This window comes from Hymenobacter sp. CRA2, from assembly GCF_002007105.1.
Taxonomy (GTDB): Bacteria; Bacteroidota; Bacteroidia; order Cytophagales; family Hymenobacteraceae; genus Solirubrum.
On sequence record NZ_MVBC01000010.1, the window covers coordinates 148,815 to 162,572 of the forward strand.

Sequence of the window (13,758 nt, forward strand, 5' to 3'; positions counted from 1 at the left end):
CCACCTCCTAAGCTTGCAGGGTTAGTTCTTCGCCAGCCATTACGCGGTTCACCGGGCCATTGCTCCAGGCTTCGCGCAGGTCAGCCGTAGCGGCGTCCACCACGGTTTGGTCTTGGTGACGAATCACCAAGCGGCCGCCGTCCGTCACCACGCCGAGGCGGGTGGCGCGGCCGTTCGTCAAGGCCTCGAAAGCTACCACGTCTTCCGGGGCCACGGTGGCCACGAAGCGCGAGTGGCTTTCCGAGAACAGCTCCGTGAGGACCGGCAGTTCGCCTTCCAGGGTCAATTCTGCGCCGAGGTTGTCGTCGCCGAACAGGCTTTCGGCCACGGCTACGGCCAGGCCGCCGTCGGAAAGGTCGTGGCAGGACAGAATCAGATTCTGCTCGTGGGCCTCCCCTACTTTCTGGTACAGGTCCTTGGCCTGCTCGGGGCGCACGCGGGGCACGTTCTGGCCCAGTTCGCCGAAGAGGTGGTAGAGCTCCGAGCCGCCCAGCTCGTCGTAGGTGTCGCCGAGCAGGTAGACCACGTCGCCGGCAGCTTTGAAGTCGGACGTTACGGCGCGGCGCACGTCGGGCATCAGGGCGGTCATGGAGTAGAGCACCGTGGGCGGCACCGAAATCTTCTGCCCGTCGGCCTTGAAGTCATTTTTCATCGAGTCCTTGCCCGAGGTCAACGGAATGTGGTAGGCCACGCACATGTCGCGCAGGGCCTCGCAGAGCTGCACCAGGGCGGCCAGCTTCTGCTTGCCGTCGGGGTTGGTGACGGGGTCGTACACCGAGTCGGGCACGCAGAAGTTGTCGTTCACCGACCAGAAAATCCCGTCGCCAGGCGTCAGGTTGGGCAGCTTGCCGCCCACCGACACGATCTGGCGCACCGCTTCGTCGAAGGCGCCGGCCGACATCTGGTAGGGGTCGATGTCGCCGTAGCGCGGCAGGATGCCGTTGCTTACCGCCACGCCTTCCCACGACTCGAAGTTGAACTGCACCACGGCCGCGTCCTGCGGGGCCTGGCCGGTGCGGCCCATCAGCGGTTTCACCACCGTGCGGCCTTTCACCTCGTGGTCGTACTGCCGAATCACCGCCTCGCGGGAGCAGATGTTCAGCGCCCCGAGCAACTTAATCAGCAGGTCCGTCGCGTCGAGCGCAGCGGGCAGCTTGGGCTCGTGCAGGGTCGGCAGCTGCCACTCGGCCTCCAGCACCTTGCGCGGCACGCCTTCGTGCAGAAACTCCAGCGAGAGGGACGCCACCGGCTGCCCGTCGAAGGTCACGTCCAGGCGGCCGTTGTCGGTGAACTGCCCAATATCCGACAGCTCCACTTCCATTTCGGCGGCCAGCGCATTCAGCTCGGCCAGCTTCGCGGGCTCCACCACCAGCGTAAACCGCTCCTGCGACTCGGAGAGAAAAATTTCCCAGGGACGCAGGCCGGGGTACTTCAGCGGCACCTTTTCCAGCTCCACCGTGGCGCCGCCGCTGATGCCAGCTAGCTCGCCCACCGAGGATGACAAACCGCCCGCGCCATTGTCGGTGCTGCACTTGATCAGGCCGCGGCGAGTCGCCAGCAGCAGGAAGTCCATGGCCAGCTTCTGGGTAATCGGGGAGCCAATCTGCACGGCCGTGGCCGGCGCGGCTTCGTCCAGCTCGATGCTGCTGAACGTAGCGCCGTGGATGCCGTCCTTGCCCACCCGGCCGCCAGCCATGATGATACGGTCACCGGCGTCGATTTTCTTTTCCCAGGCGTCCTGGCCGGCCAGCTGCATGGGCAGGACTGCTCCCGTGCCGCAGTACACCAGCGGCTTGCCGCGGTAGCGCTCATCAAACACGATGGCCCCGTTCACCGTCGGTACGCCCGACTTGTTGCCGCCGTCCTCGATGCCCTTGCGCACACCCTCGAACACCCGGCGCGGATGCAATTGGCCCGTCAGCAACGGCCCCGACCAGCTCGGCGGGCCGAAGCAGAGCACGTTGGTATTAAAGAGCAGCCGGGCACCGCCGATGCCAGTGGCCAGCGGGTCGCGGTTGTTGCCCAGGATGCCGGTAATGGCTCCGCCGTAGGGGTCGATGGCCGAAGGCGAGTTGTGGGTTTCGACCTTCCAGACAAACAACGACTCCTCGTTGATGCGCACCGCGCCGGCGTTGTCCGAAAACACCTTTATCAGCCAGTCGTTGCCGTTGTCGCGCAAGAGTCGGTCGACTTCGGAAGTCGCGCCTTTGATGTAGGTCTTGAACAGCCCGTCGACTTCCTTTTCCTCGCCCGTGACGGCGTTGCGGTAGCGGATGACGGCCGCAAATTCCTTGTGCTTGCAGTGCTCCGACCAGGTTTGGGCCAGGATTTCCAGCTCGCAGTCCGTAGGGTCGGGCGTCAGGCCGGCCTCGGCGCGGCTGATCTGCGTCTCGGCCGAATAGTAGTAGTCCCGGATGGCCTGCATTTCCTCCAGGTTCAGCGCGTACACGTTTTCCTTCGACAGCTGCAGCAGCTCGGCGTCCGTCAGGTTTTCCAGGCGGATGGTGTGCGTGGTAGAATCGGCGCCGCCGCCTGGCTGCGGGGTAAAGTCGCGGATACCCTGCGCCGTGTGGCCCACCACGAAGCGGTTGATGAGTTTGTTGCCCAGCAGCTCTTCGGCCAGGTGGCGCAGGTCTGCTTCCGGCAGCTCCTTTTCCAGCAGGTAGAGGCGCTTGCTGAAGATGTGCTGGGTGCGCGTGTCCAGCTCGGTGCCGAGGAAGTCCTGCAGCGCGTTCTGGGCCGAGGTACCTTCGTCGTCCGTCACGCCGGGACCTTTGGCTACCAGGATGTAGCTCTTGAGCTCCGGGGCCACGGCCCACTGGTCCAGCGCGACGTCGTTCAGCAACGGGTCCTGCAGGCACTGGGCGGCAAAGCTTTCGAGCTGCTCCGCGGTCAGCGGGTAGCGCACGGTGTACACGGCGCTGGTTTGCACGCGGCCGGTGAGCAAGTGCAGGTGACGCCGGGCGGCCTCGGCCACGCGGGCGCCTTCGCCGTCGTGCTGGCCAGGGCGCGGAATCAGTTGGATGGTATGGGAGGCAGTGTTATTCAAAGCTCAGAAGGGTAGCAGCATGTAGCGCGAACTTTCAGTTCGCGTATAGTTGAACGGCGGACGTTCGGGAGCTTGATGTTCTAGTACACGCGAACTAAAAGTTCGCGCTACAAACCCCAAGAATGCGGTAAGCCGCCCCGCGCCCGACAAACGGGCCACGAGGCGGCTTACAGAATGGTACGGAGCCGGGCTCCGGTCAGAATCAGCAGAGAATACTTCGCAGTTGTCTCCCAGGGGTTTTTCGAACTCGGCAGCTACGGGTTTTCGCAGCTGCTTTCGTAAGTCGGATATGCCGGCAGAGGATTCGCCGTGCGGCGGCACCGAGGCCGCGCGCAACTGCGTCTGGTGTTCGGCTATTCGCTCTTCCGCTTCTCCCCGCGCCACGTCGAGGCGGTGCCCCGCGGCTACGCTGAAGAGCGCGCTGCCGCGCCACATACTGTCGAAGTCAGCCAGCGGCTTCTTTCGGGTCAGCGAGGGGTTGGTATGGGAGAGGCTTCGTTGCACTGGGTAGCGAAGGAGATACAAAGGAACGACAACCGCCGTCCTTACGCAAGCGCCGACACCGCATCGGGCCGACTTCCGGGCTTAACGGCCGGAATACCCTTGGCGCACAGCGGGCAATTTTCCGGCTGGTACGTCGCGGCTTGAACCGGTAGCAACGCGAAAAGCGGGAAGTCTAGTTCATGTTGGCCGCCGGTTCTGTCGATCAGGCAGGCCACGCCCAGCACTTCCACGCCCATAGCGCGCAGCACCACAGCTACCTCCAGCGTCGATTTACCGGTCGTCACCACGTCCTCGGCAATGATGACCTTCTGCCCGGGCTCTAAGGTGAAGCCGCGGCGCAGAGTCATCTTCGTATCGGCGTCGCGCTCGGTGAAGATGCCGGGCACTTGCAGCTGCCGGGCCAGCTCGTAGCTGACCACCACGCCGCCCATGGCCGGACCCACCACTAGGTCGGGCTGCAGGCCAGCTTCGCGAATCAGATCGGCCAGTACGCCTAAGGCCGGGGCGGCCAGGTCGGGGCGGCGCAGAAAGCGGGCGCACTGCACGTAGGTATCGGAGTGCAGGCCGGAGGACAGGCGGAAGTGGCCGCTGAGCAGGGCATCTTCGTCGCGCAGCTGCGCCTCAAACTGTTGCTGAAAGTCGCTCGGAGCGTAGGGCATTGATTTGGGAAGTAAGGTCGCGGGCAGCGGCGCCGGCGTCGGCGGCCTGCCAGATGACGCGGGAAGTATTGATGAGCAAGCCTAGGCCGTCGGACTGCCGGCAGCCGGCCTGCACGGTGGCAGCAAGGTCGCCGCCCTGCGCGCCCACGCCGGGCACCAGAAACCACAACTCGGGGCAGCGCTGACGTAGGTGGCCCAGCGCGGTGGAGTTGGTGGCGCCCACCACCAGCCCGAGGCCGGGGTGTTCGTGGGTGAGCAGCTGCACCACGTCGGCCGAATAGTCGCTGACGGTGCCACCCACTACCAACTCCTGATCTTGCCAGGAGTGCGCGGGCTTGTTCGAAGTCTTGGCCAGCACAAACACGGCCTTGCCGGGCCGGGCGAAGGGCAGAATAGCGTCCTCGCCCATGTAGGGGTTCACCGTCACGCCGTCGGCACCGATGATGTCGTAGGCAAAGGCGGCGTAGCGCTCGGCGGTGTTGGCAATGTCGCCGAACTTGCCGTCCAGAATCATCGGCACGTCCTGCGGAATCCACTGGCGCAGGCGCTGCAACAGGGCCACGCCGTCGGGGCGGGCGAGGAAGAAGGCCAGGTTGGGCTTGAAGCCGGCGGCGTATTCGGCCGTCTGCTCCACGACCTGTTGCAGGCGGTATTCCACGTTGTCGCCCGGGGTCAGTTCAACCGGGTCGAGGCCCACGCACAGCAGGGAGTTGGCCGCTTGGGCGCGAAGAGTTAGCTGTTCCATGCGGAAGCGTTGGTTTCAGTCAGCGTAGCGGTTTTTTCCCACTCGGTAGCCAGGCGCGCCGTGAGGCCCGGCTCCAGCCATTCGCCGGTGGCCACCTGCACGGCCGCGGCGCCGCAGCGCAGGTAGTCGCGCACGTGCTGGGCGGTGAAGATGCCACCGGTGCCGATGACGGGCAGCGTGATATTCTCGTCGTGGGCCAGCTCGTAGACGCAGCGCAGGGCAATGGGCCGCAGCGCTTCGCCCGACAACCCGCCGAGCAGCGGCTCCCCGGCGGCGGGCAGGTGCAGGGCTTTCAGGGTATTCGAAGCGGCCAGGGCGGTGGCCCCGCCTTCCTGGGCAGCCAGGGCCAGGGCGCGCACGTGGTCGGGCCAGGGCGGCAGCTTTACGATGAGCGCGGCGTCGGGGCCCAGCTCGTTGCGCACGGCTTCGGTGGCCTCGCGCACGAAGCGCGGCGTCAGCTCGAAGCCTTTCTGGGTGGTGGCGCTGCTGATGTATACTTCTACCCCGGCAATCTGACCGGCGGCTTCGCGGGCCAGAAAGCGGGCGATTTTTCGAAACCCAGGGATGCCGGGAGCGGTGATGCTCACCAGCACCGGCACGTTGTGGCGGCGCAACTGCGGCAAGTGCTCCTGCACCAGTTGCTCGGCGCCGTCGGTGCGGCGGTCGGTGGTGTTGAGCAGGGAGGCGTCGGCCACTTTGATGATGCCTTCGCTCCGGCTGCCGGGGCGGGGCTCCATGATGACCGTCTTGGTGAAAATGGCACCGAGATGCTCGTAGCCGAGGCCGTCGGGCAGCTGCCAGGGGGCGGCGGCCAGGCACACGGGGTTTTGCAGCGTGAGGGAAGGTCCGAGTTGCATAGTGGATGGCGGCTATTTGATTCGGGCGGTCAGCCTGCGCAAAGGAAAGAATCCTGGGGTTAGCCAGCGGAAACAGCGCGTTCTGCGAAGCTGGCCGAAGCACCTGCGCCGCTGCCACGGACGTCTTTGTGCGCACCAGATTTGCCCGAGTGCTGAGCGGCACAGATGCCTTGACTGGCCTCGCAGAACGGAACCCACTGCCGTCCTACTGGTTGTTGCCGGGTTCTTTCCTTCGGCGGCGCTGCGGTTCAGGCCGACCGGGAAAAGTGAGAAAATTGGACCGGCCCCGGGGCAGCGGCCCCGACTGGCGCCGGTCCGCGGCCGGAGCCGCGTAACCGGTGCCCGCCATCAAACCGGCTTTCCGCCGGCGTGTGGCGCCTGTCGTTGGTACTGGTGACACAAATGGAAACCCTGCTTTATTCCCGGCGCTGGCGTCTTCCCCTGTATCCGACACGAACGGACACAAAAAAACCGCTCCGGTAACAACCGGGCGGCCAACGAGAGAAAAACAGGAAAACGAAACGAAACCAACAGCAGGAAACGGGTTTCGACCCCGTTGCAGAACCGGCGGAGCGGCGGTTCTGCGCTTCATCTTATGCTGGTTCTGGAGAAGCACGTCGCAAAAGTATCCAAGTTACAGAACAGCACAAGCAAGACTTCGGATATTTTTAGTGTTACGGAAATGTTAACACAGCTTCCCTCTTATATTATCAATGAACGCGTAGTGCGTACAGCTACGCCTGTACATCAATTTGTCAAACAACTAGTTACACCTGCTCGACATCTTCGCCATCAGAGTAGCCAGCGCGAATCATATTGGATTTTAGTTTTATCAAGGAAGAAAATGGACAGTTTGCTGAAAATTTGCACCAATGAGAAAAATACAAAAACCGTTAGTAACTTTCCTTAGAATTTACGCTGCGCATCAGGTTCGCCTACCTGTTTGTTCATGTTTCGCTAACGAATTCGTAACAGACCGCCTGATTACCGGTTAGACCTTTGCACAGCATATTTCCAAGCCTTCACCTTCGCTGTTTTGCGTTATGAAAAAAATGCTACCGCTGTTCTGGATGCTGGTTGCGCTCCTGGCTGGCTTCTCCGCCACCGCGCAGGACAATGCTCCCGTTGAGTACATCGAGCGGGTGCCCACTGAAAGCTACAGCCAGCAGACGCTGCAGGCCCGCGCCGCCGACTGGGCCGACCAGCACTTTGCCTACGGCCCCAAAACCGACTTTCAATCCAACCCCGCGGCGGGTACGGTCAGTGTGCAGGGCACCGTCAAGGTGAAGCCCGTGGACGCCAAAGGCCAGGCTCAGGAACGCGCCGCCCGCTTCGTCTTTACCTTTCAGGCCACCGACCAGGGCTACACCTACTCCATAGGTCACTTCCGCGTCATTGCCGATCCGGCCAACCTTAATCAGCTCGTGAGCATGGAGGACTACCTCGCCCAGCTCGGCGCCGAGAAGCACAACGACAAGACCAAGAACGACAAGCGCGTGCGGGCCCAGGCCAACTCGCTGGCCAGCGAAATTGCCATGAGCTTCCGCTCCTACATGAGTCAGATTCCCTCGGCCGAAGACGGCAGCGTGGGCCTGCCAGCCTCCGACAGCGCGGGGCACTAACCCGCGCGTCCTGAAACGACGAAAGGCCGCTCCCGGGGAGCGGCCTTTCGTCGTTTTCGGGCCTAAGCCTCAGTCTGTGCTAGCCCTGCACGCGGTCCAGCAAACGGTGCGTGCGCTCGGGCAGTTCGCTGGCATCGAGCACGATGAAGCCGTCCAGCGAATTGCAAAAGGCCGGGTCCAGGTTAAAGCCGATGAAGCGCGCGTTCAGGCGCACGTACTGGCGCAGCAGCGTAGGAATGCCCAGCCCGCGCGGCTCGATGCTGGCCACCAACCGGTTGAGCGCTTCCAGGCTGTCGACGCCGGTTTGCAGCACACCCGGTTGCTCGTGGGCATCCAGGGGGCGGTAACGGTAGCGCTTGCGCGGGCGCACGTGCGCGGCCAGCTCGTGGTCGAAGCAGTGGCGGGTGACGTACTCCAGCATGGCCGCCTTGGAGGCGGGCGCGAAGCGGTTGCTGATGCTCACCGGCCCGATGAGGTAACGGTATTCGGGGTGGGCACCCAGGTAAGTGGCAATGCCTTTCCAGAGCAGGGCCAGCGGCAGTGGTTGGCGCTGGTACTCCTCGCGCACGAAAGCCCGGCCCAGCTCCAGCGACTGGCGCAGCAAGGGCTTCAGCTCGCGCCCTAGCCGAAACAACGAATGCAGGTAGAAGCCCCGGCGCCCGTGCTGGCGCAGAATGGTGCTTCCGGGCCCGATGCGGTACGCGGCCACGAGGCGGCGCGCGGCGCGGTCGTAGAGAAACAGGTGGCGGTAAAAGTCGTCGTACGCGTCGAGGTCGGTGGGCTGCAGGGTGCCCTCCCCTTCCCGGCGGAACGTCAGCTCGCGCAGGCGGCCGATTTCGCGCAGCACGTGGGGAATTTCCTTTTTCCGGGCCACGTACACTTCCCACTGCCGACTTTGCACCAGCCGCCGCGAGGGACGCAGCGCCGCCAGATCGGCCTCAATCAGCTCCACCCTGGTTTCGGCAATGACCGGGCGCGGCTCCACGGGGGCGTGCACTAGCGGCAGCAACGGGGTGTCGGCCGGAGCCGGGGCCAGGGCGTGTACGCGGGCCCGCAGGTAAGGCATCTGGGCCGTGGGCGCGAGGCTGTGCAACTCATCGGGTACCACGGCGGCCCCGATGCGCACCTGCACCGTCTGGCCGCGCTTGTTGAGCAGCTCGGCGGGCAGGCGAGCCGTGCGCAGCAGCGGGTGCACCAGCCCCAACCAGTTGAAGGATTGGCTGTTCTGCCCGCTCACCCACACCGGCAGCACCGGCAGCCGCGCCGCCTGAATCAGGCGGCCCGCCGTGGGGTGCCACGCCGATTCTTCCACGGCCCGAAACGGACCGGGGCGGTGGGCAACTTCGCCAGCCGGGAAGAGCAGCAGCGGTACGTCGTTGTGCAGAAACTGCAGCAGGCGGCGCAGGCCGGGCACGTTGCGCGGGGCATGGCCTGCATCAGGCTGCACCAGCACGAACTGCTGGTGCAGCTGCGGCAGCAGCGGGGCCAACAGCTCGTTGGCCATGGCGCGCAGCTCGGGGCGCGCCTGCCCCAGCACGTGCAGCAGCACCAGCCCGTCGAGCATGCCACTGGGGTGATTGGCCACGGCAATGAAGGCGCCGGTGGCGGGCACGCGGCGCAGCTCGGCGGCGTCGTACTCCACCGTTATCTGCAGCAGGCGCAGAATCTCGGCTACGAATTCCAGTCCGGTTAACTCAGCCGCCTGCTCGTAGAGTCGCTGCAGCTCGCGCAGGCGCGTGAAGCGCTGCAGCACGGGCCGCAGCGCCGCCCGGGAGCGGGGACCAAAGCCGGAGGGCAAAGGAAGGTTGGCGGAAAGCATATCGAGCAGGGCGAGGGGGCCAGGAGTAGTGGCCAGGGGCAGTTGTTCAAACATCGTCAGCAAACATTAGTCGGGCGTTATGACCCGATTATCATATTGTTATCTGCTGCCAAGTACCTTCTACCGCCGGGCTTGGGCAAACCAAAACGGCCGCCCATCTGACTTTACAAACTGCCTGTTCGAGGGGTACCAAAACAAAAAACCGCGCCCGGGCGCGGTTCTTCGATTTTCCCCACTCAAAGGGCGGCGTTACTCACTCACCGAGGCAAAGCTACGGCGCAAAATCAGGCCCTACGTCTCCCAAACGCAGAATGTAACACATTCATAATCTTGCCCAAACCGCCGTCGCATTCCCGCACTACGAAAACTGGCACGGTTTTGTAAAGTAGCCTAATCACGATGCGCCAACGGACGCGTGAGTAGCTGCATCGTCCCTCTCTTTCTTCTGAACATTCAACCTCCCCGTGGTCATGCTTACGAACCGCGCCAGCCGCCTTATTGCCTTTTCCGCCGCCCTGCTGCTGGGTACCGCTGCTACTGCCCAAGCCCAAACCAGCGCCTATTCGCGCACTTACGTCAAGGCCCCGCATACCGCCACGAGCACCGCGGCCAATAAAACCGACGGGGTGCGCTTCGGCATCCGTGCTGGCCTGAACGTGGCCGACTGGTCGGGCGACGCGGTAAAAGGCGTCGAGAACCTGCTCAACCTCACCGGCGAATCCCTGACTCACCAGCAGCGCCCCGGCTTCCACGCCGGTGCCTACGTGAGCCTGCCGCTGGGCCCGCGCTTCACCGTGGAGCCGGGTGTGCAGTACTCCGAAAAAGGCGTGGTGGTAAGCGGCAAGCTGCCCATCGAGCAGCTCGACTTCCTCAGCGCCAAAGCCACCGCCACGGCCCGCATGGGCTACATCGACGTGCCGGTGCTGCTGAAGGGCTACCTCACGCCGGGCCTGTACCTGTACGCCGGCCCGCAGCTCTCTTACCTGGCCACGGGCAAAGCCCGCCTGGAAGCCGGCGCCCTGGGCTTCGATGTGTACAAGCATGATTTCGACGTGCGCCAGTACTTCCGCGAGCTGGACTTCAGCGTGAGCGGTGGTGCCGGCTACCAGTTCGGCAACGGCCTGGGCCTGAGCGCCGGCTACGACTACGGCCTCTCGTCGCTGGACAAAAACAACCGCTTCGACGCCCAAAACCGCGTCATCAAGGCGTCGGTGAACTACACCTTCTAACGGAGGTACGCGAATTCCACCACTTGCTCGTTTAAGCGCCCACACTCGCTCACATAAACGCCAATGAAAAGGGTGCCCACGCTGTGGGCACCCTTTTTCGTGTAGCAGAAGTGGTTCCGGCTCAGCTCGTCGGACCGCTGTCCACGCGTGACTCGATGGTGGCCTGCACCGTCGAGGACACGGCCGAGAGGATGTTGTAGCCCGTGGCCGACTCGATGGCGTCGACGGTGGTGCGGTAGGAGCCCCAGCTGGTGCTGATGGAGTTGGTGTTGGGCATGTTCACGGCAATGACGCGGGTGCTGCTGGTCACGCGGCTGGCGTCGGAGGAGCCCTGCGGCAGCACCACGATAACCTTCCAGCAGTTGGAGGGCACCGTGATGCGGCCCGCGTCGATGGTCGTCACGTAGCCGTTGGAGCCGGTACCGCCGCGGCCGTACGAGCCGGCAATGATGTACAGCTCGCTGCCCTGGTTGACGAGGGTGCGGCAGTAATTTTCGAGGTTGGCCCAGGTTTGCTGGTTGTTGTTGGGCGCCTGCGGCATCATGTTCGTCATCAGGAACGTGGCCGAGTTATCGGCTACCGAGCCGGTACGGTCGGCCGAGGGGCAGTTGTGGCCGCGGTCGAAGCCGGAGCCGGAGTAGCTGGTGGAGCCTACCCGGTACCAGCCTGAGGGCAGCGTGGCGTCGGCGGCGAAGTTGTCCTGCCGCGCCGTGGAGCCCAGCCACGCCGAGCTCAGGTGCCACGATACCCAGTTGGGCTTGCCCTGGTCGCGGTTGTACGAGAGCGTGTACTGGGTTTTGGTCAGCAGGTAATTCGAGGGGTACGACGTGCTGGCCACGGCCCCGCTGGGGTTGCCCATGGCCAGGTTGGCGTCGCGCGTGGCGTCGGCGCTCTGGCTGACGACCTGCAGGTCGTCCGGCTTGATGTCGTCCTGCTTGGCGCAGGATACGATGAAGCTGCCGAGCACCAGCAAGGTGCCCATCCGGAGGAGGGTTGCTTTCATGAAGCAGGTAGGTGTTTTGGTGGGGAATGGGAAGCAAAATTGGCAACCGCACATTGCGCGGATATTACTCGCGTGTTATGGTCTTGTTACCACGGAGTTAATAAAAACACTTTCTACGAAATATCCAATAAACATTAATTAAACTAAATATATGGCAGATTGGCTTTTTATTCGAGGCCAATCAATTATCCTTGGGAAAAGGCAAACGCGTGGTGCGCTAGTCAAAAACACCCGCGGCTGTATTACGCTGTGTATCCACCTTCATATCCGCCCCGCATGAGCTGAAGTATACCTTTTGCACTACCCGCCCCGGCGCTGCTTTTCTATTCCCGGCGCCCGATTGCTCTGCCTTCTTACTCTTGCGCCGGCAGCCCGGTGTCCCGCGACGTTGCGGCCTATTACCCCGATTTGTTCAGCACTCCGGCCCTGCGCGTGGCAGCTTGCCCGCGGCTGGGTTTATAGCCAGGAGTATTGCTGCGGGGCTGCTTACCCAGTTTGTGTCTCACCATCCTTTTTCCACCTGCCTATGAAACGTTGGCTACCCTTTTTGTTTTTCTGCCTGGCCTGGGGGCTCGGTCTTGAGCAGGCCCGCGCCTCGCACGCCCTCGGCGGCGAACTAACCTACGAGTACATCGGAACGGCCGCTCAGCCCAACCGCTACCGCATCACCTGCCGCTACTTCCGCGACTGTTCGGGCATTGCCGCCGAGACGGACCTGCTGCTAACGTGCCGCGTAGGCTCGCCCACTACCTCCTGCACCAACAACGACTCGCGCAACTTTACCACGACGCTGACGCGCGGCCAGCTTATTTCCGGGTCGCCGTACTGCAGCTCGGTGGCCGGGGCCAACCAGTGCGACAACAACAGCCTCTACCCCAACTACGAAACGGCCCGCTACACCGCCGAAGTGACGCTGCCAGGCGCCCCGGAGTGGACGCTGAGCGTGGAAATCAATGCGCGCCCGGTTCTGGAGAATCTTACCAGCCAAAACACCCTGCGCTTCGAGGCGACCATCAACAACCAGCTCACCCTGGCCAACGGTCAGAACCAACTGGTGACGAACACCTCGCCGCAGTACCAAAACCAGGACGTGCCGGTGCCGTTCGTGTGCTTTAATCAGCAGAATACGCTCACATTCTCCGCCTTCGAGCCCGACGGCGACTCGTTGGTGTACTCGCTGGAGCGCCCCCTGGAAGGCTGCAACACTTTTTCGGCCTACGCGCCTACGCAGTACACCGGCCCGATCATCAATTCGCCGGCCTGCGTGACGCAGCTGCCTTCCCCGCTGCCGGCGTATTCGGCCATTTACCCCATCCAGTCGTTCAACATCACGGGCACGTGCCCGGTGATGCAGGGCACCCCGTATTTCGCCTTCAACCCGCGCCTGGGCAGCATGACGTTTACCCCGGGCTTCTTCTCCAGCGGCACGGCTTCCAACCAGGGCCGCAACAAGTACGTCATCGTGGGCAAGGTGACGGAGTACCGCAAAATCGGCGGCCGCTACTACAAAGTGGGCTCGGTGCGCCGCGACATGCTCGTCATCGTGGTGGACTGCGCCGGCAACCAGGTACCGGCCAATCCTGTGAGCCAGCCGGTAGTGCAAGGCAGCGGCACGGTAGCGGTGTCGAGTGACTCCATTCTGGTGTCGACGCCGGTGGGGCAGATGACCGAAGTAGACCTGCGCTTCTCCGACCCCAACGGCACGGACCTGCTGAGCGTGACCTACGTGGAGCCCACCGATGCGGACTACCCGAACATGTACATCAACCTGCTGAACCCGGCCCGCCCCGTGACGCTGCAGGGCAACGGCACTACCTCGCCAGTACTGAAAATCCGCCTGCGCCCCGACCCCTCGCTGCTGGGCCGCAAATACCGCATTCCGGTGCGGGTGGAAGACAATGCCTGCCCCATCAAAGGCGTGCAATACCGCATTCTGGTGCTCAGCGCCACCCGCACAGGCCAGACCACGGCCGTTGCTGCGGGTAAAGGCCGCACCGTGCTCAGCGGCTACCCCAACCCGTTCACCGACCGCGTGACCTTCAGCCTGCCGCGGCAGAGCGCCGCGGCCAATACCGTGCTGGTGCTCGATCAGCTGGGCCGCGTGGTCGACCGCCTGCCGGTAGCCGCCGGCGCCTCGCCCGACGCTACGCTCACCTGGGCTCCGGCGGCCTCGGTGCCGGCCGGGGTGTACTCCGTGCGCTTCGCCGACGGGCGGCACACCGTACGTCTGGTGCGCACCGCGCATTAACCGTTCTTTTCTCTATACGCAAC

The 13,758-nt window shown here is 63.7% G+C and carries 9 protein-coding genes; 3 read left to right on the forward strand and 6 right to left on the reverse strand.

Annotation, left to right across the window (positions count from 1 at the left end; translation table 11 throughout):
• Positions 1 to 7: 7 nt before the first annotated feature.
• The 4 genes from B0919_RS16425 to B0919_RS16440 form a co-directional block, all read right to left on the reverse strand.
• On the reverse strand, positions 8 to 3,049 hold the full coding sequence (locus B0919_RS16425; RefSeq protein WP_078013363.1) for a phosphoribosylformylglycinamidine synthase subunit PurL: 3,042 nt from the start codon (positions 3,047 to 3,049) through the stop codon (positions 8 to 10).
• A gap of 545 nt (positions 3,050 to 3,594) precedes the next feature.
• The gene (pyrE, locus tag B0919_RS16430) at positions 3,595 to 4,212 is read right to left on the reverse strand and encodes an orotate phosphoribosyltransferase (protein ID WP_078013364.1); all 618 of its coding nucleotides are present in this window, start codon (positions 4,210 to 4,212) and stop codon (positions 3,595 to 3,597) included.
• The gene (gene pyrF, locus B0919_RS16435) at positions 4,175 to 4,957 is read right to left on the reverse strand and encodes an orotidine-5'-phosphate decarboxylase (protein WP_078013365.1); all 783 of its coding nucleotides are present in this window, start codon (positions 4,955 to 4,957) and stop codon (positions 4,175 to 4,177) included. The genes pyrE and pyrF overlap by 38 nt, the downstream gene beginning before the upstream one ends.
• Positions 4,945 to 5,814, reverse strand: coding sequence for a dihydroorotate dehydrogenase (locus B0919_RS16440; RefSeq protein WP_078013366.1), 870 nt, complete (start codon positions 5,812 to 5,814; stop codon positions 4,945 to 4,947). The genes pyrF and B0919_RS16440 overlap by 13 nt, the downstream gene beginning before the upstream one ends.
• 1,043 nt (positions 5,815 to 6,857) lie before the next feature.
• On the opposite strand from B0919_RS16440, the gene B0919_RS16445 reads away from it, so the two are divergent.
• Positions 6,858 to 7,436: a DUF4468 domain-containing protein gene (locus tag B0919_RS16445; protein ID WP_078013367.1), complete on the forward strand. Its 579-nt coding sequence runs from the start codon at positions 6,858 to 6,860 to the stop codon at positions 7,434 to 7,436.
• Positions 7,437 to 7,515: 79 nt separating this feature from the next.
• Here B0919_RS16445 and B0919_RS16450 read toward each other — a convergent pair whose 3' ends face one another.
• A complete protein-coding gene (locus B0919_RS16450) occupies positions 7,516 to 9,309 on the reverse strand; it encodes a lysophospholipid acyltransferase family protein (RefSeq protein ID WP_078013368.1) in 1,794 nt (597 codons plus the stop codon).
• A gap of 416 nt (positions 9,310 to 9,725) precedes the next feature.
• On the opposite strand from B0919_RS16450, the gene B0919_RS16455 reads away from it, so the two are divergent.
• A complete protein-coding gene (locus B0919_RS16455) occupies positions 9,726 to 10,484 on the forward strand; it encodes a porin family protein (protein WP_078013369.1) in 759 nt (252 codons plus the stop codon).
• Positions 10,485 to 10,605: 121 nt separating this feature from the next.
• Here the strand turns inward: B0919_RS16455 and B0919_RS16460 are convergent, their stop codons facing one another.
• Positions 10,606 to 11,487: a DNA/RNA non-specific endonuclease gene (locus tag B0919_RS16460; RefSeq protein ID WP_078013370.1), complete on the reverse strand. Its 882-nt coding sequence runs from the start codon at positions 11,485 to 11,487 to the stop codon at positions 10,606 to 10,608.
• A gap of 526 nt (positions 11,488 to 12,013) precedes the next feature.
• Between B0919_RS16460 and B0919_RS16465 the strand changes: the two genes are divergently transcribed.
• Positions 12,014 to 13,735, forward strand: a complete 1,722-nt coding sequence (locus B0919_RS16465; RefSeq protein WP_139362186.1) for a hypothetical protein — start codon at positions 12,014 to 12,016, stop codon at positions 13,733 to 13,735.
• Positions 13,736 to 13,758 lie beyond the last annotated feature (23 nt).

Bases quoted from the DNA above. Each gene is read 5' to 3' on its own strand.
- pyrE (WP_078013364.1), bottom strand. From the start codon at position 4,212: ATGCCCTACGCTCCGAGCGACTTTCAGCAACAGTTTGAGGCGCAGCTG.
- pyrF (WP_078013365.1), bottom strand. From the start codon at position 4,957: ATGGAACAGCTAACTCTTCGCGCCCAAGCGGCCAACTCCCTGCTGTGC.
- B0919_RS16440 (WP_078013366.1), bottom strand. From the start codon at position 5,814: ATGCAACTCGGACCTTCCCTCACGCTGCAAAACCCCGTGTGCCTGGCC.
- B0919_RS16445 (WP_078013367.1), top strand. From the start codon at position 6,858: ATGAAAAAAATGCTACCGCTGTTCTGGATGCTGGTTGCGCTCCTGGCT.
- B0919_RS16450 (WP_078013368.1), bottom strand. From the start codon at position 9,309: ATGTTTGAACAACTGCCCCTGGCCACTACTCCTGGCCCCCTCGCCCTG.
- B0919_RS16455 (WP_078013369.1), top strand. From the start codon at position 9,726: ATGCTTACGAACCGCGCCAGCCGCCTTATTGCCTTTTCCGCCGCCCTG.
- B0919_RS16460 (WP_078013370.1), bottom strand. From the start codon at position 11,487: ATGAAAGCAACCCTCCTCCGGATGGGCACCTTGCTGGTGCTCGGCAGC.
- B0919_RS16465 (WP_139362186.1), top strand. From the start codon at position 12,014: ATGAAACGTTGGCTACCCTTTTTGTTTTTCTGCCTGGCCTGGGGGCTC.